The organism is Sphingobium sp., from assembly GCF_032153725.1.
Taxonomy (GTDB): domain Bacteria; phylum Pseudomonadota; class Alphaproteobacteria; order Sphingomonadales; family Sphingomonadaceae; genus Sphingobium.
Genome location: NZ_JALDYQ010000072.1, coordinates 1 through 23,656, shown reverse-complemented (window position 1 = coordinate 23,656; position 23,656 = coordinate 1). Strand labels below are relative to the sequence as shown.

General features: G+C 64.4%; 21 protein-coding genes. 12 read left to right on the top strand and 9 right to left on the bottom strand.

Going from position 1 to position 23,656, the window contains the following annotated elements:
- Positions 1 to 165: 165 nt before the first annotated feature.
- Together sucC and RUH75_RS19100 are read right to left on the bottom strand one after the other, a co-directional pair.
- Positions 166 to 1,365: an ADP-forming succinate--CoA ligase subunit beta gene (sucC, locus tag RUH75_RS19105; RefSeq protein ID WP_313808774.1), complete on the bottom strand. Its 1,200-nt coding sequence runs from the start codon at positions 1,363 to 1,365 to the stop codon at positions 166 to 168.
- Between the two features lie 140 nt (positions 1,366 to 1,505).
- Complete coding sequence (locus RUH75_RS19100; RefSeq protein WP_313808773.1) at positions 1,506 to 1,841, bottom strand: hypothetical protein; 336 nt, start codon at positions 1,839 to 1,841, stop codon at positions 1,506 to 1,508.
- A gap of 68 nt (positions 1,842 to 1,909) precedes the next feature.
- Here RUH75_RS19100 and RUH75_RS19095 point away from each other — a divergent pair, with 68 nt between their 5' ends.
- Positions 1,910 to 2,308 carry a low affinity iron permease family protein gene (locus RUH75_RS19095; protein ID WP_313808772.1) on the top strand — a complete coding sequence of 133 codons (399 nt, stop codon included), beginning with the start codon at positions 1,910 to 1,912 and terminating at the stop codon, positions 2,306 to 2,308.
- 7 nt (positions 2,309 to 2,315) lie between these two features.
- Here RUH75_RS19095 and RUH75_RS19090 read toward each other — a convergent pair whose 3' ends face one another.
- On the bottom strand, positions 2,316 to 2,495 hold the full coding sequence (locus tag RUH75_RS19090; protein WP_313808771.1) for a hypothetical protein: 180 nt from the start codon (positions 2,493 to 2,495) through the stop codon (positions 2,316 to 2,318).
- A 156-nt stretch (positions 2,496 to 2,651) separates the two neighbouring features.
- Positions 2,652 to 3,839, bottom strand: a complete 1,188-nt coding sequence (gene nhaA / locus RUH75_RS19085; RefSeq protein WP_313808770.1) for a Na+/H+ antiporter NhaA — start codon at positions 3,837 to 3,839, stop codon at positions 2,652 to 2,654.
- 155 nt (positions 3,840 to 3,994) lie between these two features.
- Here nhaA and RUH75_RS19080 point away from each other — a divergent pair, with 155 nt between their 5' ends.
- The 4 genes from RUH75_RS19080 to RUH75_RS19065 are packed head-to-tail and all read left to right on the top strand — an operon-like array spanning position 3,995 to position 8,159.
- Complete coding sequence (locus RUH75_RS19080; protein WP_409592399.1) at positions 3,995 to 5,383, top strand: glycosyl transferase family protein; 1,389 nt, start codon at positions 3,995 to 3,997, stop codon at positions 5,381 to 5,383.
- Positions 5,380 to 6,438, top strand: coding sequence for a hypothetical protein (locus tag RUH75_RS19075; RefSeq protein ID WP_313808768.1), 1,059 nt, complete (start codon positions 5,380 to 5,382; stop codon positions 6,436 to 6,438). The genes RUH75_RS19080 and RUH75_RS19075 overlap by 4 nt, the downstream gene beginning before the upstream one ends.
- A 48-nt stretch (positions 6,439 to 6,486) precedes the next feature.
- Positions 6,487 to 7,401 (top strand): sulfite exporter TauE/SafE family protein, encoded by a 915-nt coding sequence (locus tag RUH75_RS19070; RefSeq protein ID WP_313808767.1) that lies wholly within the window; start codon positions 6,487 to 6,489, stop codon positions 7,399 to 7,401.
- Complete coding sequence (locus RUH75_RS19065) at positions 7,398 to 8,159, top strand: TIGR02186 family protein (protein WP_313808766.1); 762 nt, start codon at positions 7,398 to 7,400, stop codon at positions 8,157 to 8,159. The genes RUH75_RS19070 and RUH75_RS19065 overlap by 4 nt, the downstream gene beginning before the upstream one ends.
- A 248-nt stretch (positions 8,160 to 8,407) precedes the next feature.
- Here the strand turns inward: RUH75_RS19065 and RUH75_RS19060 are convergent, their stop codons facing one another.
- A complete protein-coding gene (locus tag RUH75_RS19060) occupies positions 8,408 to 8,878 on the bottom strand; it encodes an Lrp/AsnC family transcriptional regulator (RefSeq protein WP_313808765.1) in 471 nt (156 codons plus the stop codon).
- Positions 8,879 to 8,994: 116 nt separating this feature from the next.
- Here RUH75_RS19060 and alr point away from each other — a divergent pair, with 116 nt between their 5' ends.
- The 4 genes from alr to RUH75_RS19040 all read left to right on the top strand — a co-directional run bounded on the left by alr (position 8,995) and on the right by RUH75_RS19040 (position 14,037).
- Positions 8,995 to 10,125, top strand: a complete 1,131-nt coding sequence (gene alr / locus RUH75_RS19055) for an alanine racemase (RefSeq protein ID WP_313808764.1) — start codon at positions 8,995 to 8,997, stop codon at positions 10,123 to 10,125.
- Entirely contained in the window at positions 10,122 to 11,375 is a 1,254-nt protein-coding gene (locus RUH75_RS19050) for a D-amino acid dehydrogenase (RefSeq protein ID WP_313808763.1), read from the top strand. Before alr ends, RUH75_RS19050 begins: the two co-directional genes overlap by 4 nt.
- Before the next feature lie 18 nt (positions 11,376 to 11,393).
- A complete protein-coding gene (locus RUH75_RS19045; RefSeq protein ID WP_313808762.1) occupies positions 11,394 to 11,744 on the top strand; it encodes a RidA family protein in 351 nt (116 codons plus the stop codon).
- A 205-nt stretch (positions 11,745 to 11,949) separates the two neighbouring features.
- A complete protein-coding gene (locus RUH75_RS19040) occupies positions 11,950 to 14,037 on the top strand; it encodes a TonB-dependent siderophore receptor (RefSeq protein ID WP_313808761.1) in 2,088 nt (695 codons plus the stop codon).
- 3 nt (positions 14,038 to 14,040) lie between these two features.
- Here RUH75_RS19040 and RUH75_RS19035 read toward each other — a convergent pair whose 3' ends face one another.
- Genes RUH75_RS19035 through ptsP form a run of 4 tightly spaced genes read right to left on the bottom strand, consistent with a single transcriptional unit; the run spans position 14,041 to position 20,449 of the window.
- Positions 14,041 to 15,267, bottom strand: a complete 1,227-nt coding sequence (locus RUH75_RS19035) for a carbohydrate porin (protein ID WP_313808760.1) — start codon at positions 15,265 to 15,267, stop codon at positions 14,041 to 14,043.
- Between the two features lie 60 nt (positions 15,268 to 15,327).
- Positions 15,328 to 17,007: a fructose-specific PTS transporter subunit EIIC gene (locus RUH75_RS19030; RefSeq protein ID WP_313808758.1), complete on the bottom strand. Its 1,680-nt coding sequence runs from the start codon at positions 17,005 to 17,007 to the stop codon at positions 15,328 to 15,330.
- Positions 17,004 to 17,939: a 1-phosphofructokinase family hexose kinase gene (locus RUH75_RS19025; RefSeq protein ID WP_313808757.1), complete on the bottom strand. Its 936-nt coding sequence runs from the start codon at positions 17,937 to 17,939 to the stop codon at positions 17,004 to 17,006. The genes RUH75_RS19030 and RUH75_RS19025 overlap by 4 nt, the downstream gene beginning before the upstream one ends.
- Complete coding sequence (gene ptsP, locus RUH75_RS19020) at positions 17,939 to 20,449, bottom strand: phosphoenolpyruvate--protein phosphotransferase (protein WP_313808756.1); 2,511 nt, start codon at positions 20,447 to 20,449, stop codon at positions 17,939 to 17,941. Before ptsP ends, RUH75_RS19025 begins: the two co-directional genes overlap by 1 nt.
- Before the next feature lie 142 nt (positions 20,450 to 20,591).
- On the opposite strand from ptsP, the gene RUH75_RS19015 reads away from it, so the two are divergent.
- From RUH75_RS19015 to RUH75_RS19005, 3 genes are all read left to right on the top strand, one after another.
- A complete protein-coding gene (locus RUH75_RS19015; protein ID WP_313808754.1) occupies positions 20,592 to 21,599 on the top strand; it encodes a LacI family DNA-binding transcriptional regulator in 1,008 nt (335 codons plus the stop codon).
- Positions 21,596 to 22,435, top strand: coding sequence for a shikimate 5-dehydrogenase (locus RUH75_RS19010; protein WP_313808752.1), 840 nt, complete (start codon positions 21,596 to 21,598; stop codon positions 22,433 to 22,435). Before RUH75_RS19015 ends, RUH75_RS19010 begins: the two co-directional genes overlap by 4 nt.
- A gap of 113 nt (positions 22,436 to 22,548) precedes the next feature.
- Positions 22,549 to 23,553: a class 1 fructose-bisphosphatase gene (locus tag RUH75_RS19005; RefSeq protein WP_313808750.1), complete on the top strand. Its 1,005-nt coding sequence runs from the start codon at positions 22,549 to 22,551 to the stop codon at positions 23,551 to 23,553.
- Positions 23,554 to 23,656 lie beyond the last annotated feature (103 nt).

Here is a 23,656-nt window from a genome sequence, read left to right as displayed (position 1 = left end):
CCGCGGCTTCACATTATAATCGATAACCCGCTTCACGGGCACAAGGATCTTCATCTGCACATCCTCCGTTTATTCACGCCAAGTCCGCAATGCGAACACGGGCGCGGGCAGTCCGTTTCCGGACCACCCGCACCCTTTGGTGTCTCGTTCAGGCGAAAGGTCGGGTCAGGCGACCTTCCTCACTTCCGCCACGATCTTCTTGGCCGCGTCGCCCAAATCGTCCGCCGGGACGATCGCGAGGCCGGACTGGGCCAAGATGTCCTTACCCTGCTGGACATTCGTGCCTTCCAGGCGAACGACCAGCGGAACCGACAGGTTCACTTCCTTGGCGGCGGCGACGATGCCCTCGGCAATGATGTCGCACTTCATGATGCCACCGAAGATGTTGACCAGAATGCCCTTCACCGCCGGGTCCTTCAGGATGATCTTGAAGGCCGCGGTCACCTTTTCCTTGTTGGCGCCACCACCGACGTCCAGGAAGTTAGCAGGGAATTCGCCGTTCAGCTTGATGATGTCCATCGTCGCCATGGCGAGGCCCGCGCCGTTCACCATGCAGCCGATGTTGCCGTCCAGCTTGATGTAGGCGAGGTCATATTCCGAAGCTTCGACTTCCGCCGGATCTTCTTCGGTCAGGTCGCGCAGTTCAGCAATGTCCTTGTGACGGAACATGGCATTGCCATCGAAACCGACCTTGGCGTCGAGGACCAGCAGGTTGCCCTGCTCGGTCAGCGCCAGCGGATTGACCTCGATCTGCTCAGCGTCGGTGTCAAGGAACGCAGCGTAGAGCGACGAGGCGACCTTGGCGGCCTGCTTCGCCTGATCGCCGGTCAGGCCCAGAGCGGCAGCGACCGAACGGCCGTGGTGCGGCTGGAAACCGGCGGCCGGATCGACCGAGAAGCTGTGGATTTTTTCCGGGGTCGAGTGGGCGACCTCTTCAATGTCCATGCCGCCTTCGGTCGACACGACGAAAGCGATGCGGCTGGTAGCGCGGTCAACCAGCAGAGCGAGGTAGAATTCCTTCGCAATGTCAGCGCCGTCGGTGATGTAGAGGCGGTTGACCTGCTTGCCCGCTTCGCCGGTCTGGATCGTGACCAGCGTGTTGCCGAGCATGTCGGTGGCGTGGGCCTTCACTTCATCGAGGTTGAAGGCGAGGCGAACGCCGCCCTTGGCTTCGGGAGCCAGTTCCTTGAACTTGCCCTTGCCGCGGCCACCAGCGTGGATTTGCGACTTCACGACATAGAGCGGCCCGGGCAGCTTCTTCGCGGCTTCGACGGCTTCCTCGACGGAGAAAGCGGCGTAACCGGCAGCGATCGGCGCGCCGTATTTCGCCAGCAGTTCCTTCGCCTGATATTCATGGATGTTCATGGGGGCTTGCCCGTCCTTTCCGCTGAAACTTGTTGGTCAGCGGCTAAGCACAGGCGAACCGGCAATGCCAGCGAATTTCGCAAAACGACTTTGCAAAATTGCAAAACCTTTGCAAAGCCCGGCCCCGATTTATTGCAAAATCAGCGATCGATCGCGCAGATCAGAGCGGCCTTGCTGGTCACGGAAAATATCTCCGGATCCTCCAGCGCGCGGACCTTGTAGAGGAAACGATCGACTGTCATGTCGCCCATGTGAGACTTGCGGAGCGAAGCCAAGGACTGGAGCCGGCGCAGTTGCGTGATGCTGAGCCGGTCCGCCATCCTTTCGGCCATGCACCCAGCCATGCGGGGCGACAAACCGGCATCGAGCAGCCCAGCGCGCAGGCGCGATTCGGGCGACATGGTCGCGCAGGATGACAGGAAAAGGAGCGTGGAGCCGAGCCCAAGGCCGAGCGTTCGAAGAGGGATGGTGGTCATCCCGCCTACATGGCAACCATAGGCTGAATGAAGGCTAAATGAACGCGCCGCCGCGGGAGATAATCGCAATGGACAGGATTTTCGGGGCATTTTCGCACAAAGTGGCAAGCTGGAGCGGACAGCCCCTCGCCTTCATCCTCGCAGTGACGATCATATTGGCCTGGATCGTGACCGGTCCGCTCTTTCATTTTTCCGATACCTGGCAACTGATCATCAACACGGGCACGACCATCGTGACCTTTCTGATGGTCTTCCTCATCCAGAACGCGCAAAATCGGGATGGGTCCGCCATTCAGGCCAAGATCGACGAACTGATCCGCGCCGTGTCGACGGCGCGGAACGAGTTCATCGGCATTGAGCATCTGACGGAAGCGGATCTGGAACAGATCAAGGCGGTTCTCGAAAAGGAATGCGGCGATGATGAAAGGCACCGGCTATCCATTGAGCGCCTGATCCGAAGGCGATGATCAGACCCTAATGGGCCAGATCGAGCAGCCTTTCATTCTCACGCCTGTAAGCGTCGATCTGATCTATATACCCCCGCGCAAGGCCCTCATAGGCTTCCCGACCCTTTATGGAACGGCTCATCTGCGCGCGGATCAATGCCACTTGCTGCCTGTGCAGCAGATAGTTGACATCCATCTCCCCATTCATATTTCACCCTCCTACCTGATCACTGAAAGAGATTGGCTGGGGTCATCGCACCGGGTGCGACTCGCTCTACGGCTAGCGCAGAATAGCATCGCACAAATAGGCAAGCGATTCCATCCGGCGCAGGATTGGAGCAGTCTGACGGAGAATGGCGCCAGACTAGCGGCACCTTCCCCTTCGCAAAATAGCATAGCCGACGATAGCGGAAAGCAACGATCCGGCAAGAATGCCGATCTTGGCCTGCTCGACCAACATGGGAGAATGAGGAAAAGCGAGTGCCCCGATGAAAAGGCTCATGGTAAAGCCAATGCCGCACAAAAGCGCCATTCCGTAAATTTGCATCCAGTTCACTCCGGCAGGCCGTTTCGCCAGGCCCACCCGGTCCGCAATCCATATTGCCGCGAAAATGCCGGTCTGCTTGCCCAAGAACAAACCGGAAGCCACTCCCATTGGCAGAGGCGTGAACAGCGCGCCAAAACCAGCGGCATCAAGCGAAATCCCTGCATTCACGAAACCGAAAAGCGGCACGATCAGATAGGCGCTCCATGGATGAACGCCATATTCCAGGCGATGCAGGGGGCTATCGGCGGCGTCCGGCTCGCCCGGCGTGCGTCTGATGGGAATGGACATCGCCGTCAGCACGCCCGCCACCGTCGCGTGCACGCCGGACAGAAGCGTGAAATACCATAGCGCCGCAAAAGCCAGGAGATAAGGCGCCAACTTCCAGACGCCCAGCCGGTTCATCGCGAACATGAGCAGAAGCACGCCGCCGGCCGCGCACAGGGCCGGAACGTCGATATGCTGCGTATAGGCCAAAGCGATAATCGCGACAGCGCCCATGTCGTCAACGATCGCGATCGCGGTCAACATCAGCTTGAGGGAAGCGGGCACCCGCCGGCCAAGCAGCGCCGCGACCCCTATGGCAAAGGCGATGTCGGTGGCCGCCGGGATCGCCCAGCCGCCAGCCAGTTCGTGCCGCCCCTTGACGAACAACAGATAGACGCAGGCAGGCGCGACCATACCCGCAACCGCTGCGATAAAGGGCAGACGACGCCGCTGCCCGGTTGAAAGATCGCCGTCGACCAGTTCCCGTTTGATCTCCAATCCCACAGCCAAAAAGAAAATCGCCATCAACCCGTCATTGATCCACGAATGGACGGTCATTGGCCCCATTTCCTGCGCCAAAACCGGGCCGATTTGGGCATGAACCAGCGCATGATAGGCATGCTTGCCGCCAGGCAGGTTCGCCAGGAGCAGGGCGAGGACAGCTGCGACCATAAGCAAGACCCCGCCCCCCGCTTCGCTGGTCAAGAAATCACGCAGTGCCGACCGCGGACGATTCACCATGGCAAACTACTCCCTGCTCGGCATCCTTAGGGAATGTATTCTGCGGATCAATCTTCGTGATTATTACGTAAGGAGAACGAATAGCTATTTGAGAATCAATGCTTTGCTGCCATAGGCCCCGGCCGGGGATCGAGGGGGCTTGAACCGTGGAAGACATATTCTTCGCCATATTGGCGAGGGTCCATCATGAAATTCTGCTTTTCGCCATAGTGGGGCTGGCGATAGGCGGCGTGGATGATTTCATCATAGATGTCGTCTTTCTGTGCCGCCGGTTATGGCGCAAAATGATCGTCTACTCCCGCCATCAACGGATGACGACTGCTACCCTCCCCGCTTCCACGCGGCCAGGGCGTATCGCCATCTTCATCCCGGCCTGGCGCGAAGCGGATGTGATCGGACAAATGCTGCGCAATGCCCTCGTCAATTGGGGACATCAGGATTATCGAATTTTCATCGGCCTTTATCCCAATGACCAGGCGACATTGGCTGTCGTCGCGCCTTTGGCCGCCGACGAGGAACGGCTGATCCTCTGCATCAACGAACAGCATGGGCCGACCACCAAAGCCCATTGCCTGAATGTGGTCTGGCGCAGCATGCTCCGGGAGGAGGCGCGCACGGGCATCCGTTTCAAGGCGATCGTCTTGCATGATGCAGAAGATGTCATTCATCGCGAAGAAATTCGGTTGTTCGACGTGATGACGGATCGCTTTCAACTGGTCCAGTTGCCGGTCCTGCCGCTGCCCGGTCATGGTGGCTGGTGGTCAAAAGCTATTGCGAATCATTATTGTGATGAATTTGCGGAGAGCCATGGGAAATATCTGACGGTGCGCGAAGCCATGGGCGCGTCGGTGCCCTCGGCGGGCGTGGCCTGCGCCTTCGAGCGGCAGACATTGGAACGTCTTGTGAACCCGGCGAACGGAGGACCGTTCGACCCGGGATCGCTGACCGAAGATTATGAAGTGGGCCTGCGCATCAGCAATATGGGCGGGCGTGGCGTCTTCGTCCGGATGCGCGATGATAAGGGGCAGTTGGTCGCCACCCGGGAATATTTCCCCGACAGCCTGAAGGACGCCGTCAAGCAGAAAGCGCGGTGGATGGTCGGCATTTCGCTCGCCGGGTGGGATCGCATGGGATGGCAGGGCGGCCCCGCCGAATGGTGGATGCGCATGCGCGATCGCCGCGCCGCCCTGTCCGCCTTCGTTCTGTTCACGGCCTATCTGGCGTTGCTGCTGTGGGGCCTTCTGCTGGTTGGAAACCTGTTGGGCGTCGCTCCTGCCCCGCGGCCGTCGTCAACGGTCGAAGCACTGTTGTGGGTCAACTTCGGTTTCATGACCTGGCGCATGGCGATGCGCGCCATTTTCGTGGGAAGCAGCTATGGCTGGGCCTTTGGACTGGGCGCGGTGCCGCGCACCGTCATCGCCAATATCATCGCGATGATGGCGGCCCGGCGCGCGACGTTCCAATATGTCCAGTCGCTGATCGGCAAGCCCCTGACATGGGACAAGACGCAGCACCGCTTTCCCGATCTGGAATCGCCGGCATGAACGATACCGCAAGCGGACGGCCGGTTCGGTTCTTCGCCCTTGTCATGGCTGGTTGGATCGTCATCCGCCTGGCAAGTCCGGGCGGTGATATATGGGGCGAACCGATCGACAAGCACCCCTTGCGTCCTGCGCGTCCAAAAATCTGGCCGGCTTCGGCGCGAAAGGACAAGCTGTTGCATTGGCAGACGCTCGTGGACCAGGGGCCGATGCCTGTTCCCGCCGGTCAGCATGGAGGGTTGCAGACCGTCGGACCAGGCAGGGCAATTCGGACGATTCCCGCGTTCATGCATATGGCTGCCAAAGCCTCGGCCATCCCCGCGGGCACCATGCGAGCGGAGGATCGCGCCGCGACAGCCGCCCAAGCGATCAATCCGGCCCTCGCGACACCGTTGGTGCCTCCGCATGCGGCGGGCGCTGACCGTTGGCGTGCCAGCGCGTGGCTGCTGTGGCGCGACGGGAGCGCGACGCGGGCCGATGCCATCGCAGGGGGCAGGCTTGGCGGGTCGCAGGCGGGTGTCCGCATCGATTTCGACCTGACGCCACTCGCTTCCAGCCGCGCGACGGCTTATGCGAGGGCCAGCGCGGCGTTGAACCGTCCGGCTTCTCCCGAAGCGGCACTGGGCCTGTCCTGGCAGCCTGCCCGCGCTGTTCCGATCAGCCTTGCGGCGGAGCGCCGGATTGCGCTTGGCAAGGGCGGGCGCAACGCCAATGCCCTGATCGTGGTGGGCGGTTTCGGGCCAAAACCGATCGTGTCTTCGCTGGAAATCGAAGCCTATGCGCAGGGCGGCATGGTCGGTTTCCGGTCGAACGACTTTTTCGTCGACGGCAAGATGTCGCTGCTGTCGCCGATCAGCCATTCCCCCCTGCGGATCGGCGCCAGCCTGTCGGGCGGCGCGCAGCCGCAGGTCGAGCGGCTGGATATCGGTCCGGAACTTCAGGTCCGGCTGCCGTTCAGGCCGGTGTCGGCAAGGCTCGGGATCGAATGGCGCGAACGGATCGGCGGCCGCGCGGCGCCGGCATCCGGGCTTGCCGTCACGCTTGGCGCGGATTTTTAGGCGGGAGCGCTTTATCTCTCCGCATATTGGGCTTAACCCCAAGACTCCATGGACCTCTACCTGCCGATCGCCAACCTGTCTGTGAATGCGCTGGTCATCATCGCCTTGGGGGGCGTGGTGGGCCTGCTGTCGGGCATGTTCGGGGTTGGCGGCGGATTCCTGACCACGCCGCTGCTGATCTTCTACGGCATTCCCCCGACAGTGGCGGCGGCCTCCGCTGCATCGCAGGTCACGGGTGCAAGCGTGTCCGGCGTCGTCACGCACATGTCCCGCGGCACCGTCGATTTCCGCATGGGCGGCGTGCTCATCGCGGGCGGCGTGATCGGCGCGGGGATGGGCGTGCTGATCTTCCGGTTGCTACAGGCCGTCGGGCAGATCGACACGGTGATCGGCATTCTTTACGTGCTGATGCTGGGCGGCATCGGATCGCTGATGGCGAAGGAGTCCATCCAGGCCCTGATCGCGCTCAAGACCGGCAAGAAAGTTCAAGCGCGAAAGCGGCGGCACCACCCGCTGGTCGCCGCCATGCCGATGCGGTGGCGCTTTTATCGCTCGGGGCTTTACATATCGCCGCTGGCGCCGCTGCTGCTAGGCTTGGCGACCGGCATCCTCACCATGTTGCTGGGCGTGGGCGGCGGCTTCATACTGGTTCCGGCGATGCTTTACCTGCTGGGCATGACGACCCAGTCGGTGGTCGGGACGTCCCTGTTCCAGATATTGTTCGTGACCATGGCGACGACGATGATGCACGCCATGACCACCCATGCGGTCGATCTGGTGCTGGCCCTGCTGCTGTTGATCGGCAGCGTCACCGGCGCGCAGGTGGGGACGCGTATTTCGATGACGATCCGGCCGGAATATCTGCGGATCCTGCTGGCCGCCATCGTGCTGCTGGTGGCGGCGCGCATGGCATTGGGCCTGGGATTTCGGCCAGACGAAATCTACACGGTCGAGGTTCGGTGAAGCGACGCGCGCTTCTGGCGCTGCCCGCTGCCCTGCTGTTCCTGACAGCGGCGGAAGAGCCGATGCTGGTGCCGGACGTATCCCAGCGCGAGGTCGAGATCCAGTACAGCTTCACCGGCGCGGACCTGCTGCTGTTCGGGGCGATCGTCTATCCGGACGGACGGCAGCCCAAGAAACGACCCGACATCATGGTCGTGCTGAAAGGCCCCGACCAGTCGATCACCATGCGCGAGAAGCAGAAGGTCGCGGGCATCTGGGTCAATGCCGACAGCGCGCGCTTTCGTTCCGCGCCGAGCTTCTATGCCATCGCATCCTCCCGTCCGATCGGCAGGATCGTCGATGAGCGGACGGCGGCGATATACGAAATGGGCGTGGACAAGCTCCAGCTTTCCCCTTCCTCGCTCAACGACAGCGCGGAGCTGGACCGGTTCCAGAAAGGGCTGATCGATCTGCGCGAGCGCGCCGGTCTTTATGTCGAGCAGCAGGGAACGGTGGAGATCACGGACGGCGTGCTCTACCGGGCGCGGCTGCCGCTGTCGGCACGGGTGATCGTGGGCGATTATACGGCCGAGACTTTCCTGGTGCAGGACGGCCGCGTGGTGGCGGCGGCGGTGCGCGACATCACCATCCGCAAGTCGGGGTTCGAACGCTTCATGGCGGTCGCGGCGGAACAATGGCCCTTTTTCTATGGACTGGTCGCGATGATGCTGGCGGTCGGCATGGGCTGGGCAGCGGGCGCGATCGCGAAGCGGATTTGAGCCGGTGCCGGGGCGATCAGGGTGACATAGGTGACACGATGAAAGTAGGGGGAAGCGCCCTTTTCTGTTGATTTTCCTATTTGGCGGGTCGCCTGTCAAAGAACCGGCGCGGCCATAGCGATTATGGGGTGCTGTAGGACAGGGAAATAAGCGCAGCCTGACTCGAACGAGACAAGCGGCTCATGAAAGCCCGGTTCAGGCGGCGGGACTGGGTTCCTGCCTGCGCAGGAACACGGTGGCATTGTCGGTTAGCGTCGCGCAGATTTGCGCGGGCGCAGGGCGTCGCGCATGGCGATGCTGCTGTTGATGCGGGTGACGCCGGGCATGCGCGACAATATTTCGCTGTGGATCGCCTCATAGGCGGCGACGCTTTCGGTCTGGACGCGCAGCCAGTAATCGACGCCGCCCGTCATCAGGAAGCATTCGCGGATTTCCGGGCATTGCCGCACCGCATGTTCGAAGCGGGCCAGATAATCTTCGGTCTGGCGGTCCAGCGTCACCTGCACCAGCACGTCGACGGCGCGGCCTTCATGCGCGATCGGGGCGGTGACGATGGTGTAGCCGCGAATGACGCCCGCATCCTCCAGCAGGCGGATGCGGCGATGGCAGGCGGAGGGGGACAGGCCGACCTCCGCCGCGATCTCCGAATTGGGACGGCGGGCATTGAGCCGCAGCAGGCGGATGATGGAACGGTCCGTGGCGTCGAGCGATTCTGTCATTACTTGCATTTCCTGCGAAGGATCGTCTGATAATTCGTCTTCAATAGATGATCATTCGAATATTTGGGAGCCTATTCACAAGATAGCGCGGTAGCCTTCTGTCGAAAGGGAGCGCCATGCCATCGATTGATACCGCCGGAACCGTGCTGCGCATCGATCTGGACGCGCTGGCCGAAAATTACCGGATCATCCAGCGCCAGGTCGCGCCCGCCACGGTCGCCGGGGTGGTCAAGGCCAATGGCTATGGCCTGGGCGCGGAGCATGTCGCCGCCACGCTGCTGGACGCGGGATGCCGCCATTTCTTCGTCGCGCTGCTGGGCGAGGCGGTGGCGTTGAAGCCCGCGCTGCGGGAAGGCGTGGCGCTGTTCGTCCTTAACGGGCTGCAACCCGGCGCCGAGACGGATTGCGCGGCGATCGGGGTGATCCCGGTGCTGAACTCGCTCGACCAGATTGCGCGCTGGGCGCAGCAGGCGCGGACGCTGGGGCGGCGCCTGCCTGCCGCGCTTCAGGTGGACAGCGGCATGTCGCGGCTGGGGCTGCCGCCGGAGGAGGTCGCGATCCTTGTCGCAGAACGCGAGCGGCTGGACGGCATCGACCTCCAACTCATCATGAGCCATCTGGCCTGCGCGGACGATCCCGATGCGGCCTTTAATGACGTGCAGCGGGATAATTTCGAGGCGCTGGCCCGGCATTTCCCCGATGTGCCGCGCGCGCTGGACAATAGCGGCGGCGCTTTCCTGACGCGCGAGCATTTCGATCTGGTGCGCGCAGGGATCGCGCTCTACGGCGGCGCGCCGCAGGGGGCGCCCAATCCGATGCGCGCCGTGGTGGCGCTGGAAGCGCGGATCAGCCAGTTGCGTGGGATTCCTGCCGGGGCGGGCGTCGGCTATGGCCTGACCCATCGCTGCGAGCGTCCGACGCGGATCGCGACCATCCCTGTCGGCTATGCCGATGGCTGGCCGCGCCATCTCAGCAATATAGGATCGGCCTTTATCAACGGCATTCGCGTGCCCATCGTAGGGCGTGTGTCGATGGACAGCATCACGCTGGACGTGACCGACGTGCCGGACGTCTTTCTTTATCCCGGCGCGCCGGTCGAACTGATCGGCCCCCACCAGACGATCGATGACGTGGCCGCCGACGCCGGCACCATTTCCTATGAAATCCTGACCCAGATCGGGCAGCGCTATGGCCGCGACTATCGCGCGGCGCTGCCCGTCCAACAGAAGCGGAGCATCACGGCATGAAGGTCGCCATTCTTGGCAGCGGCGTGATCGGCGTCACCTCCGCCTGGTATCTGGCGCAGGCCGGGCATGAGGTGACGGTGATCGACCGGCAGGACGGCCCGGCGCTGGAGACCAGCTTCGCCAATGCGGGGGAGATTTCGCCGGGCTATGCATCCCCCTGGGCGGCGCCGGGGATTCCGATGAAGGCGTTGCGCTGGCTGTTCATGAAGCATGCGCCGCTGATCCTGCGGCCGCAAATGGACATGGCCATGCTGCGCTGGATGGTGGCGATGCTGGGCAATTGCAATGAGCGGTCCTATGCGGTGAACAAGAGCCGAATGGTCAGGCTGGCGGAATATAGCCGCGACCGGCTGATCGACCTGCGGCGCGAGACGGGCATCGCCTATGACGAGCGCAGCCAGGGCACCTTGCAGCTGTTCCGCGAGCAGAAGCAGTTGGACGGCATCGCCAAGGACATTGCCGTGCTGAAGGCCGATGGCGTGCCCTTTGAAGTGCTGGACGCGGCGGGCTGCATCGCGGCGGAGCCGGGGCTGGCGAGCAGCGGCGTGCCGCTGGCGGGCGGTTTGCGGCTGCCCAATGACGAGACGGGGGATTGTTTCAAGTTCACCAATAAGCTGGCGGAAATGGCCAGAGCGAAGGGCGTGACCTTCCTCAACGGCCGGACCGTCGGGCGGATCGCGGTGCAGGACGGCAGGGTCAGCCATGTCGAAACCGACCGGGGGCATGTGACCGCGGACGCCTATCTGGTGGCGATGGGGAGCTATTCGCCGCTGCTTTTGGCGCCGCTGGGGATCAGGCTGCCGGTCTATCCGGTGAAGGGCTATTCGATCACCGTGCCGATCATCGAGGAAGGGCGCGCGCCGGTGTCGACGCTGCTCGACGAAAGCTACAAGGTGGCGATCACGCGACTGGGCGACCGGATCAGGGTTGGCGGGATGGCGGAGCTGTCCGGCTATTCCAGGGGGCTGCCCAAGGCGCGGCGGGATACGCTGGAATATTCGGTGGGGTCGCTGTTTCCGGGCGCGGGTGATCTTTCACGGGCCAGCTTCTGGTCGGGGTTGCGGCCGATGACGCCGGACAGCACGCCGGTGATCGGGCCGACCGGGATTTCCAACCTCTACCTCAACAGCGGGCATGGCACTTTGGGATGGACCATGGCCTGCGGGTCGGGGCATGTGATCGCGGACATCATCGGCGGGCGGAAACCCGGGATCGAGACTGCGGACCTTGCCATCAGCCGTTATCGTTAAACCTCAAGGAGCTTTCCCATGACCATCACCCGCATCGACCGTGGCCCGCGCATGAGCGAGGCCGTCATCCATGGCGACACCATCTATCTGGCGGGGCAGATCGGCGCGCCGGGCGAGAGCGTGACCGCCCAGACCAAGGCCGTGCTGGCCGAGATCGACGCCCTGCTGGAACGCACCGGCAGCAGCAGGAACCATATGCTGATGGCGCAGATCTGGCTGGCCGACATGACCGACTTTGCCGAGATGAACGCTGTCTGGGACGCGTGGATCGCGGATGCCGAGGCCCCTGCCCGCGCGACCGGCGAGGCGAAGCTGGCCAGCCCGGACTATAAGGTGGAGATCATCATCACCGCCGCCAGGGTGAGGTGATCGGAGTCCTTTCGTCATGCCAGCGAACGTTGGCATCTCAGGAGACGCAGCGCGATCTGGCCTGGGACCCCAGCTTTCGCTGGGGTGACGGATGGGGTTGGGGAAGGGTCGCGTCACATCACCCCTTATTTGCAATTGACTCGCATTATTGTTCTCAATAAGGCCCTGCTGCATCGTTCATCGAGCGGCAAAAGGGTTTCCATTCATGTCCATCGCGCTACGTACCGTTCTGCTTTCCTCCACGCTGTCGGCATGCTGGGCCTTCCCAGCCCATGCCGAAACCGCGGCGGAGGTCGACAATATCGTCGTCACCGGCGCGATCACGGATGAGACTGCATCAGCCACCGGGCTCGCCCTGACCCTGCGGGAAACGCCGCAATCGCTGACCGTCATCAACCGCGAGCGGATCGAGGATTTCGCGCTGACCAATGTGAACGACCTGCTGGCCCAGGTGGTCGGCATCAATGTCGAGCGGGTCGAGACGGATCGCACCTATTATAATGCGCGCGGGTTCGACATCACCAATTTCCAGGTCGACGGCATCGGCCTGCCGCTGCGCTGGGGCATCCAGTTCGGGGACCTGGACACCGCGCTGTTCGAGAATGTGGAGGCCATTCGCGGCGCCAATGCGATCATGACCGGCGTGGGCAATCCGTCGGCCACGATCAACTATGTGCGCAAACGGCCGACCAGGGAATTGCAGGCATCAGCCTCCGTCATGCTGGGAAGCTGGGACCAGAAGCGCATCGAGGCCGATATTTCGGGTCCGCTGAATGCATCGGGCACCGTGTCGGCGCGGCTGATCTTCGCTCATGAGGACAAGGACAGCTATCTCGACCATTATCATGTGAACCGCAATGTCTATGGCGCGATCGTCGATTGGGACGTCACGCCGCAGCTCAGGGCGACGGTCGGCTATACGCGGCAGGACAATGATGCGGACGGCGTGCTCTGGGGCTCGTTGCCGCTGCTCTATAGCGATGGCGGCCGGGTCGCCTATCCGGTGTCGGCATCCACCTCGACCGACTGGACCTATTGGAACGTCAGCAACCAGACCGTCTTTGCCGAACTGGCCTATGCCTTCGACAATGGATGGAAGGCGACCGGCCGCTTCACCTACAACCATCGCGCCAGCAACGCGAAGCTGCTCTATGCCTTTGGCTATCCGGACAGCGACACGGGGCTGGGCCTTTACGGCATGACCGGCAAATACCGGTCGCCGCTGGACCAGTATCTGGGCGATTTCCAGGCATCCGGCCCTGTCAAACTGTTCGGGCGGGAGCATGAACTGGCCTTCGGCATTTCGACGGCGCGCAGCGACAGCCGGGAATATGAGGGTTTTCACGCCAGCTACCCCGCCTATCCGTCCGTCAGCGAATGGGCGACGAACGGGTTGACGCTGGCCGAACCGGCCTATCCGGACGTGGCGTTGCAGGAGGATATGACCGACCGGCTGACCCGCGCCTATGGCGCGCTGCACGCCAATCTGGCCGATCGGCTGAAGGCGGTCGTCGGCGCGAGCGCCTTCTGGCTCAAGACCACCGGCGCGTCCTATGGCGTGGATCAGTATCGCAAGGACAACAAGATCAGCCCCTATGCCGGGCTGATATTCGACGCGACGCCCAACATATCCTTCTATGCAAGCTATACCGACATCTTCAATCCGCAAATCCAGGTCGACATCAATCACCGGCGGCTCGACCCGGCCGAAGGCAGCAGCATCGAAGGCGGCATCAAGAGCGAATGGTTCGACAAACGGCTCTATGCCAGCGCGGCGCTGTTCCGCGCGCGGCAGAAGAATCTGGCCGAAACGGCGGGTGAATTCAGCCCCGGCGAAAGCTATTCCACAGGCGTCGACACGACTTCCAAGGGCTTCGAGATCGAATTGACCGGCATGGTGACGGATCGCTGGTCAGTGAGCGGCGGCTATACCGGGCTGAAGATCGAGGGTCAGGACGGCAATCGTACACGCACCTATATACCGCGACAGTCACTGAAGCTGGCGACGACTTATCATGTGCCCGAATTGCGTAACCTGAAACTGGGCGCGCAATTGCGCTGGCAGGGCGATATCAGCACCACCGATACGGGACTGGGCCGGGACATCGTCATCCGGCAGAAGGATTATGCCGTGCTGGACCTGATGGCCAGCATCAAGCCGGTCGACCGGGTGACCGCCAGCATCAATGTGCGCAATGTGACCGACACCCGATATCTGGCCAGCCTGATGTGGGGTCAGGCCTATTATGCCGCGCCACGCAGCGTGATGGGCACGCTGCGCTTCGCCTATTGATCGTCACCGGCGCAGCAGCGCCATGGCATCGACGGTGAATTTGAAGCCCAGGATGAAGGCGTCCTTCGTCGGTTTGCTGCGGAAGGGCGCGCCGCTCTGGTCGGGGTGCAGGATATATTGGGCATTGGGCGACAGGCGGATGGCGGGGTTGATCTGCGCGCCATAGGCCAATTCCATCATATATTGGTGGCGCCGGGGCTGGCCGCCCGCAGCGCGCATCCGCTCCATGGCGAGATCGCTGAAACGCTGGTCGTTGACCATGAAGCCGATCGTGTCCTTGTCGCGCCCGGCGAAGGTTCCCGTCTGGACCAGGCCGAGTTCGAGGAAGTGGCTTTCCTCGACGCGGCCCGACAGGTTGGTCATGGCGACGCCGAACAGGCTGAGGCCACGTTCCGTCAACTGCTGGTCAAAGCGGGCATAGAGGCCGGAGCGGCCATGACGCGTCTCGCTCGGGCGGCCGGTCAGGATGGCGATGCCGCCCTGATCGTCGCGCAGCGGATCGGCATAATCGCCCCGGTCGAACCAGCCGCCGAGGATATAATGATGGGAGTCCGTATTGTGGCTGAGTTCCCAGGGGATGATGACGCCGGTGGCGTTCCTGGTGCTGAAGTTGAAGCCATGGTCGCTGGCCCGCTTGCGGTCGGGATTCACTTCATAGGCGCCGACGTGGAGCATGATCTCGTTAGTGAAATGCGCCTTGGCGTGGATCATCCAGCTGGAGGCGGGGAAATAGGTGAAATTGCTGTTCTTGAACACGAAGGTCGGGTTGCCGCAGCCGCTGTTGCTTTGGAAATGGCAGTAGAGCGGGGAATTGAGGAAATGGATGTTCGCCTGGCTGCGGCCCGCCTCGACATCGAGGGCGCCGTTCAGGAATGTCTGCTGCCAGGTGAGGATGGCGAGATGGGTGTTCTGCGTGCCCCAGATTTCCTGCACGGAGGTGTTGTTGCCGATGGCGAGGGCGGAGAGGTTTTCGCCATGGCGGTTGGTGATGGCGGCGTGGATCGTCGCGCCGCCGATCCCGGCGATCCGGTCCAGATCGACATCCGCACCGACATAGACCTGCCCGGCATAGGCAGCCTCGCGGCGCAGGCCGCCGGAGAGGTTGGTGGCCGCTTCGCCGGTATAGCTGAGCGAGAAGCTGACGGGATCGACCTCCTGCGCGTGGGCGGCAGGCATGGCGAGGGCGGTGGCGGCCGCGCAGCAGGCGGCGCCGAACAGGGACTTGCGCATTTTCTTGTCCTTCAGAGTGATTTCGAGGCTGACTTTGATGCAATCAAAGTCGGAAGCACTCTAAGCTGCGGGGCGCTTCAGCAGGCCGACGAGCACGGCGCTGACCAGCGTTCCGGCGACGATGGCTCCGGCATAGGCGGCGACATGGGTGACGGCGCCGGGGATGGGCAGGACGAACAGGCCGCCATGGGGCACCTTGAGTTCGACGCCTGCGCCCATGGAGATGGCCCCGGCGATGGCCGATCCGGTCATCAGCGCGGGGATGACGCGCAGCGGATCGCGGGCGGCGAAGGGGATCGCGCCCTCCGTCACGAAGGCGAGGCCAAGGACGGCGGCGGCGCCGCTGGCTTCATGTTCCTCCGTGGTGAAGCGGTTGCGGAACAGGCGGGTGGCGAGCGCAACCGCCAGCGGCGGGGTCATGCCCGCGGCCATGGTGGCGGCCATGGGGGTGTAGACCTGGCTCGCGATCAGGCCGACGGAGAAGGCGTAGCTGGCCTTGTTGACCGGGCCGCCCATGTCGAAGGCCATCATCGCGCCCAGGATCAACCCTAGCAGCAGCGCGCTAGATCCCTGCATGGCGCGCAGCCAGTCGGTGAGGAAGGCCAGCGCCATGGCGACCGGCGTGCCGACCGCATAGATCATCAGCAGGCCAGTGAGCAGGCTGCCCAGCAGCGGCAGGATCAGCACGGGCTTCAGGCCTTGCAGGTTCTTCGGCAACCGGATCAGGCGGTTGAGTGCGTCGACGCCATAGCCCGCGATGAAGCCCGCCGCGATGCCGCCGAGGAAGCCCGCGCCGAGATTGGCGGCGAGCATCCCGCCGATCATGCCGGGGGCTATGCCGGGGCGATCCGCGATGGAGAAGGCGATATAGCCCGCCAGCGCGGGCACGATCAGGGCGAAGCCGCCCTTGGCGCCGATTTCGAACAGGGTGTGGGCCAGCGTTCCGGCGGCGGCATCCTCATTGGCGTGGATGCCGCCCAGCGCGAAGGCGAGCGCGATCAGCAGGCCGCCCGCCACCACGAAGGGCAGCATGAAGGACACGCCAGTCATCAGATGCTTGTAGGGGCCGGTGCGTTCCTTGGCGGCGGGCGCGGTTGGCGTGGCAGACGCCGCTTGCTGCTTCGCCTCGGCCAACGCCCGTTCGATCAGCTTCGCGCCGCCGGTGATGGCAGGCTTGGTGCTGGAGGTGAAGACGCGCTTGCCCGCGAAGCGGCTGCGGTCGACTTCGCGGTCGGCGGCGATCAGCACGATGTCGGCGGCGGCGATTTCCTCGGGCGTCAGCGGATTGCCCGCGCCGACCGAACCCTGGGTTTCGACGCGGATGGGATAGCCGAGTTGGCGGGCGCCTTCGGTCAGGCCCTCGGCCGCCATGAAGGTGTGGGCGATGCCGGTCGGGCAGGAGGTGATGGCGACGATGCGGGGCGTGGCGAGTGGAACTGCGGCCTCTGCTGCTTTGGCCCCTCCCCCAGCCAGCGCGGCGGCGGGATCGGCCAGTACGGCCTCCAGCGTCAGGCGGCGGTGGGGGCGGGTTTCGGCGGGGCTGTCCATTCCTTCCGGCGCGATGAACAGAAGGTCGCCATCGGCATCTTCGGGCAGCGGGTTGACGACGCCTTGGGCGGTGCGCAGCTCGATTTCAATGGCGCGGCCCTCGGCGCGGGCGGCCTTGCGCAGCGCCTCCCCGGCAAGGACGCCGGTGACGCCGGACTCGCCGGCCTCCACCACCGCGAAAATCCTGCTCATTGCTTCTCTCCTATGAAGGCTTTTATTTCCGCGCGGGCGGCGAGGGCCTCGATTATGCTTTGGTCCGGCAGATGCGGGCCTGCGCGACCCAACTTGCCGACGGCGAAAGCGGTGGACAGGCGGGCGATCCGCTCCAGCCCCGCGCCTTCGCTGAGGGCGGCGGCGAGGCCCGCCACCATGGCGTCGCCCGCGCCGACCGTGCTTTCGACGCGTTCCGCCGACAGGCGCGCATGCAACGCTTCCTGACGGGTGAGGAACAACGCGCCCTGATCGCCCATGGAAACGGCGATGAGGTCGACGCCGCGTTCGATCAATCCGGCGGCGATGCGCTGCGGATCATCGGTGCCACCGTGCCATTCGGCCAGTTCATGGGCGTTGGGCTTGAGGATGTCGGGCAGAAGATCCGCCGCCAGCGCGTGGCGGAGCGGTTCGCCGCTGCTGTCGAGCAGGACGCGCGCGCCCCCGGCCTTCAGCGCTGCGGTCAGGCGGGCGTAAATGTCGGGCGGGCAGCCGGGAGGCAGGCTGCCGGACAGGATGATGAGGTCGCCGGGGGCTGCCGCCGCTTCGAGGGTGGCTGTGAGGGTTTCGATGCTCGCCGGGGTGGCTGGGGCGCCGTCCATGTTGATGTCGGTGGTGCCGCTGGCGTCGACCAGCTTCAGATTGACGCGGGTGCCGCCGGGGTGGCGCTGGCAACGGTCGGTGATCGGCTTGGCGGCGAACAGCGCGTCGAAGGGGGCGGCATTTTCCGCGCCGAGCAGGCCCATGGCCGTCACCGGCACGCCCCAATCGGCGAGGCAGCTGGCGACGTTGATCCCCTTGCCGCCTGCATCCTGCCGCGCGGCGCGGGCGCGGTGGACTTCGCCGGGGATGAGGCGGTCCAGCGTCACCGTCTGGTCGATGGCGGGATGGAGGGTGAGGGTCAGGACGGCCATCACGCCTCCTCCCCATCCAGCGCGCGGACCTGCGCGGCGCTTGTCGCGTCGAGGGCGCGGGCGGCGAGGGCCTGGAGGTCGGTGAGGTGGCTGGCGCGGATGCGGGCTTTCACGGCGGGGATGTCGCGCGGGGTCATGGAGAGTTCGCTCACCCCAAGGCCGGTCAGCAGCGCCGCGCCGAAGGGATCGCCTGCTATGCCGCCGCAGACGCCGACCCAGCGGTCATGTTTGCGCGCGCCCTCGACGGTCATGGCGATCAGGCGCAGCACGGCGGGGTGCAGGCTGTCGGCTTCGCTTGCAAGGTCCGGGTTCTGCCGGTCGATGGCGAGCGCATATTGAGTGAGGTCGTTGGTGCCGATCGAGAAGAAATCGGCATGGGCGGCCAGCGCATCGGCCTGAACCGCGGCGGCGGGGACCTCGATCATGATGCCGATGGGGACTATCGGCGCGTCTAGGGCGGCGCGGATCGCCTCGCAGCGTTCGCGCAGGGTGATGAGTTCCGACGCGGAGGTGATCATCGGGAACATGATCGACAGGTCGCCGCCGCCCTTTGCGGTGCGGTAGAGGGCGCGCAATTGCGGTTCCAGCAAATCGGGGCGGCGCAGCAGCAGCCGGGCGCCGCGCACGCCGAGGAAGGGGTTTTCCTCCTTCGGCAAGTCGAGATGCGGGACCTGTTTGTCGCCGCCAATGTCGAGCGCGCGAACGATCAGCGGGCGGCCCTCCAACGCGTCGATCATGTCGCGATAAATGGCGAACTGCTCATCCTCGCCGGGGCTGTCGCCGCGTTCGAGGAAGAGGAATTCGGTGCGCATCAGGCCCACCCCTTCCCCGCCCTGCGACAAGGCGAAGGGTACCTGATCGGGCCGGTTCACATTGGCGCCGATGGCAAGGTCATGCCCGTCGCCAGTGCGTGCGGGGCTGGAGCGTTCGGCTTCCTCGGCGGCGCGTTTGGCCGCAATCTCTGCGATCCAGTTGCGCGCGGAGGCGATGTCCGCTTCGGAGGGGTTGAGCCAGACACGGCCGCTGTCGCCATCGACAATGGCGGTGGTTCCGGCAGCCTGCGCCAGCAGGTCCGCGCCGCCCGCCACGACCGAGGGCAGGCCCAATGTGCGGGCGAGGATCGCGCTGTGCGAGGTGGGGCCACCCAGCGCGGTCGCGATGCCCGCCACCCGGCTCGTGTCCAGTGTCGCCGTGTCCGAGGGCGACAGGTCCGCCGCAACGATAACACAGGGCTGTTCCGGCAGGTCGGCCAGCGTGCCGACGCCGAGCGCCGGATCGATCTGGGCTAACACGCGCCGGCCGACATCGTGCAAATCGGCGGCGCGTGCAGCCAGCACTGGATTGCCCAGTGCGGAAAGCTGCCCTGCCATGCGGTCTATCGCCCGGTGCCAGGACCAGGCGACGCCATGGCCCTCCACCATCAGCTGGCAGGTGAGCGTGATAAGGTCGGTATCGTCCAGCAGCCCCGCCTGCGCCGCGAAAATGGCGGCATCGGCGGCGCCCAGACGGCGGGTGGTGTCATCGATCAGCGCCTTCATCTGCGCCTTGGTACGGACCAGCGCGTCATTGAGCAGAGCGCCGCCGGTGACGAGATCGACCGGCTGGTCCGGCACGTCCAGCTCGGCGGCGGCCAGCAGATGGACCGGGCCGATGGCGAGGCCGGGGCTGGCGGCGACGCCCGCGATCATCGTCGGCGCTCCCACCGGCTTCCAGCCACGCACCGGCGCCTTCGCCTTTTCGGCGGCGCGGGCGGCATCGGCCTTTTCGCGGGCGGTGAGGCCGGTGACGGTGCGCAGGAACTGGTCCAGCGCCGGGCGAGCGCCTGCGGAAATGCTGATGCGGTCGCCTGCCTTCAGCCCCAGTTGGAGGAGCGAGACGAGGCTGCGCGGGTCGGCCATGTCGTCGCCATGGCGGATGCGGATGGGGGTGGCCCCGGCCTTGGCCGCTTCCGACCAGACCGAGGCCGGGCGGGCGTGCAGACCCGCCGGATAGTCCACCGTCCATGCGACGCTTTCGGCCAGATCGCTGGCTGGCGGCCGGGTTTCGGAGGGTGTGGTGTCTTGATCGAGGGCGGCGGCGATGACCGCCGGATCGTCGGTTGCAAGCAGGGTCTGGAGCCGCGCCTCATCCTGAATGAGGCGGGTCAGGCGGCGCAGGATCGCGATATGGCTGTCGGAACTGGCGGCGATGCCGACCACCAGATGGGCGCGCTGACCGGGGTTCCATTCGATCCCCTCGCGCAGTTGCAGGACCACGATGCCGTCGCGGCGCACCAGCCCCTTATCCTCGCCCAGCCCGTGCGGGATGGCGACGCCGGAGCCGAGATAGGTGTTCGCCACAGCCTCGCGGCGGACCATGCTTTGTTCATAACCGGGCGCGACGCAGCCTGCGGCGACCAGCAACTGGCCCGCTTGCAGGATCGCGTCCTCCTTGCTCGACGCATGGGCGTCGATGCGGATCAGTTCTTCGGTCCCTGCGCTGGTTCCGACGCTTAGGGGTTCAGCGATCATGATGATGCACGCCTTTCATGACTTCCTCTCGACGCATAAGAAAACGTTTTCTGATAATTCTGTCAAGTGGGTTGCAAAATCCCCCTTGAATCGGCCATATTCCGTTTCATTGAGCGAGAGGATGAAGAAAAGGATTTCTCGCATGAGCGTTGGAATCAAGGATGTAGCCCGAGTCGCGGCGGTGTCCCCCGCCACCGTGTCGCGGGTGCTGTCGGGCCGGTCGGTCGATCCGGCGATGAAGGAGCGCGTGTTGGCGGCGGTCAAATCGACCGGATACCGGCCCAATCTGGCGGCGCGGCGGCTGCGGTCGAAACACAGCAACACCATCGCGCTGATCGTCGCCGATATCCGCAACCCCTTCTTCACCGCCGTGTCGCGGACGGTGGAGGACATCGCCTATGCGCGGGGGCAGCGGGTGATCCTGTGCAACACTGACGAGGACCCGGCCAAGGAGGCCATGTATCTGCAACTGATGCAGGAGGAGCGGGTGACGGGGGTGATCCTGGCCCCAACCCGGCAAGGGGTGGACAGGACCGCGAAGGCGACGCTGGATTTTCCCGTCGTGCTGATCGACCGGGCCGCGCCGGGATCGACGCATGACCGGGTGGTGCTGGACAATGGCGCCATGGCGGCGATGCTGGTCGAGCATCTGCACGAACAGGGCCACCGGCGGATCGCGGGGCTGTTCGGCGCGGCCAGTTCCACCGGCATGGAACGGCGCGCGGGTTTCGAGCAGGCCGCCGCAGCGCTGGGCATGGAGGCGGAGGCGCTGTCCGTCGCCCATGGACCGGGCGAGGCGGAACGGCGGGTGACGGAATTGCTGGGCCGCGCCGATCCGCCGAGCGCGCTGATCGCCAGCAATGGCGTCATGCTGATGGCGGTGATGCGGGCCGTGCATGAAACCGGCCGGTCGGTGCCGCGGGATGTGGCGCTGGCGGGATTCGACAATGATGACTGGATGGAACTGGTCGGCGGCGGCATCACCGTGATCGCGCAGCCGGTGGAGGAGATCGGCCGCACGGCGATGGCGATGCTGGTCGACCGGATCGCCCATCCGCAAGCAGCGGCGCGCAAAGTCGTGCTGGCCGGAAAACTCATCACCCGCGGCTCCAGCGCCGCGCCCCTTCTCAGGAGCAGGAAGCAGGCATGAAGCCCCCGATTGGACGCGATACCCGTTTGTGCATGTCCCTGTCCGCGCGCCCCGGTAATGCGGGGTCGCGGCTGCATAACCGGCTCTATGAGCTGCTGGGGCTGGATTATGTGTATAAGAGTTTCAGCACGACCGACCTGCCTGCGGCCATTGGCGGCATCAGGGCGCTGGGGATCAGGGGCTGCGCCATCTCCATGCCGTTCAAGGAAGCGGTGATTCCGCTGATCGACCGGCTGGAGGAGTCGGCGCGGGCGATCGACAGCGTCAATACCATCGTCAACGATGAGGGCGTGCTGACCGGCTATAATACAGACTATGCGGCGGTACGCGATCTGCTGGAGCGGCGCATGGCGAAACCCCTGCCCTTTCTGTTGCGGGGCAGCGGCGGCATGGCGAAGGCGGCAGTGGCCGCGCTGCGCGATGCGGGTTTTGGGGACGGCACCATCGTGGCGCGCAATGAAACGGCGGGGCGGGCGCTGGCCGGGCAATATGGCTATGACTGGCGGGCGGATTTACCGGACGCGGGCGCGCCGTTGCTGATCAATGTGACGCCGATGGGGATGGAGGGACCGGACAGCGAGGCGATGGCCTTTCCGGAAGAATTCATCGCGGCCTGCGACAGCGCCTTCGACGTGGTGGCGCTGCCGGTCGAGACGCCCCTTGTCCGGGCGGCGCGGGCGGCGGGCAAGGCGGTCATTTCCGGCGGCGAGGTCGTCGTGCTTCAGGCGGTCGAGCAGTTCATACTCTATACCGGCATCCGTCCTTCGCCCGAACAGGTGCGCGAAGCGACGCTGTTCGCGCATGGGCCGGACGTCGCGGCCAGTCTCGATGCGTGAACGGATCGTCCCCCGTCACTGGCGCGTCATGAATATGCGCTTTTCCGATGCCGTTCCGGCCGCTACGGCCTATGCCGGTTCCATGCATTCCTTCCTGAGCGAGTAAACCGCCTATGTCCATCACCCTCACCCGCTTCCTGATCGAGCAGCAGCGGCAGGCCAATGCGCTGCCGTCCGAGCTGCGCCTGCTGATCGAAACCGTCGCTCGCGCGTGCAAGACGATCAACCACAGCGTTTCCAAGGGCGCGCTGGGCGAAGTGCTGGGCAGCCTGGACAGCGAGAATGTACAGGGCGAGGTTCAGAAGAAGCTGGACGTGATCGCCAATGAGCTGTTGCTGGACGCCAATGAATGGGGCGGGCACCTCGCCGCCATGGCTTCGGAGGAGATGGAGACGATCCATCGCATCCCCAATCGCTATCCCAAGGGTGAATATCTGCTGCTGTTCGATCCGATCGACGGGTCCAGCAATATCGACGTCGACCTGACGGTCGGCACGATCTTCTCCGTGCTGAAGGCGCCGGAGGAATGTTCGGGCCGTGAGGTGACGGAGCAGGATTTCCTCCAGCCCGGTACGCAGCAGGTCGCGGCGGGCTATGCCATCTATGGGCCGCAGACGCTGCTGGTGCTGACCATCGGCACGGGCGTCTATGAATTCACGCTGGATCGGGAAATCGGGTCGTGGCGGATGACCGATGGGCCGATGCAGATGCCGCAGGGCAATGCGGAGTTCGCCATCAACATGGCGCGGCGGCGGCAATGGTCGCCCGCCATCGCCCGCTATGTCGAGGAGCGGATTCAGGGAAGCGAGGGGCCGCTGGGCAAGGATTACAACATGCGCTGGACCGCTTCGATGGTGGCGGACGTGCATCGCATCCTGAAGCGGGGCGGGATTTTCCTTTATCCAGCGGATCACCGCTATGCCGACAAGGCGCGGCTGCGGCTGATGTATGAGGCGAACCCCATGGCCTTCCTGATCGAGCAGGCCGGCGGCGCGGCGAGCAACGGTCATGAGCGGATCATGGCGGTGAAGCCGACCGGGCTGCACCAGCGCGTGGGCGTGGTGCTGGGCGACAGGGCCGAGGTGGAAACTGTGGCTGCCTATGGGCGGGAGGGGTAGTCACTGGCGGGAATGGCCGAAACAATGTTCTGTTTTAGCTATTAGCTGACATTTGTTATCCGTCACCCCGGACTTGATCCGGGGTCCCGCTGCCTTTCAGATG

What these genes read in the sequence shown, in the direction of transcription:
- sucC (WP_313808774.1), bottom strand. Translation starts at nt 1,365, where the DNA reads ATGAACATCCATGAATATCAGGCGAAGGAACTGCTGGCGAAATACGGC.
- RUH75_RS19100 (WP_313808773.1), bottom strand. Translation starts at nt 1,841, where the DNA reads ATGACCACCATCCCTCTTCGAACGCTCGGCCTTGGGCTCGGCTCCACG.
- RUH75_RS19095 (WP_313808772.1), top strand. Translation starts at nt 1,910, where the DNA reads ATGGACAGGATTTTCGGGGCATTTTCGCACAAAGTGGCAAGCTGGAGC.
- RUH75_RS19090 (WP_313808771.1), bottom strand. Translation starts at nt 2,495, where the DNA reads ATGAATGGGGAGATGGATGTCAACTATCTGCTGCACAGGCAGCAAGTG.
- nhaA (WP_313808770.1), bottom strand. Translation starts at nt 3,839, where the DNA reads ATGGTGAATCGTCCGCGGTCGGCACTGCGTGATTTCTTGACCAGCGAA.
- RUH75_RS19075 (WP_313808768.1), top strand. Translation starts at nt 5,380, where the DNA reads ATGAACGATACCGCAAGCGGACGGCCGGTTCGGTTCTTCGCCCTTGTC.
- RUH75_RS19070 (WP_313808767.1), top strand. Translation starts at nt 6,487, where the DNA reads ATGGACCTCTACCTGCCGATCGCCAACCTGTCTGTGAATGCGCTGGTC.
- RUH75_RS19060 (WP_313808765.1), bottom strand. Translation starts at nt 8,878, where the DNA reads ATGACAGAATCGCTCGACGCCACGGACCGTTCCATCATCCGCCTGCTG.
- alr (WP_313808764.1), top strand. Translation starts at nt 8,995, where the DNA reads ATGCCATCGATTGATACCGCCGGAACCGTGCTGCGCATCGATCTGGAC.
- RUH75_RS19050 (WP_313808763.1), top strand. Translation starts at nt 10,122, where the DNA reads ATGAAGGTCGCCATTCTTGGCAGCGGCGTGATCGGCGTCACCTCCGCC.
- RUH75_RS19045 (WP_313808762.1), top strand. Translation starts at nt 11,394, where the DNA reads ATGACCATCACCCGCATCGACCGTGGCCCGCGCATGAGCGAGGCCGTC.
- RUH75_RS19040 (WP_313808761.1), top strand. Translation starts at nt 11,950, where the DNA reads ATGTCCATCGCGCTACGTACCGTTCTGCTTTCCTCCACGCTGTCGGCA.
- RUH75_RS19035 (WP_313808760.1), bottom strand. Translation starts at nt 15,267, where the DNA reads ATGCGCAAGTCCCTGTTCGGCGCCGCCTGCTGCGCGGCCGCCACCGCC.
- RUH75_RS19030 (WP_313808758.1), bottom strand. Translation starts at nt 17,007, where the DNA reads ATGAGCAGGATTTTCGCGGTGGTGGAGGCCGGCGAGTCCGGCGTCACC.
- RUH75_RS19025 (WP_313808757.1), bottom strand. Translation starts at nt 17,939, where the DNA reads ATGGCCGTCCTGACCCTCACCCTCCATCCCGCCATCGACCAGACGGTG.
- ptsP (WP_313808756.1), bottom strand. Translation starts at nt 20,449, where the DNA reads ATGATCGCTGAACCCCTAAGCGTCGGAACCAGCGCAGGGACCGAAGAA.
- RUH75_RS19015 (WP_313808754.1), top strand. Translation starts at nt 20,592, where the DNA reads ATGAGCGTTGGAATCAAGGATGTAGCCCGAGTCGCGGCGGTGTCCCCC.
- RUH75_RS19010 (WP_313808752.1), top strand. Translation starts at nt 21,596, where the DNA reads ATGAAGCCCCCGATTGGACGCGATACCCGTTTGTGCATGTCCCTGTCC.
- RUH75_RS19005 (WP_313808750.1), top strand. Translation starts at nt 22,549, where the DNA reads ATGTCCATCACCCTCACCCGCTTCCTGATCGAGCAGCAGCGGCAGGCC.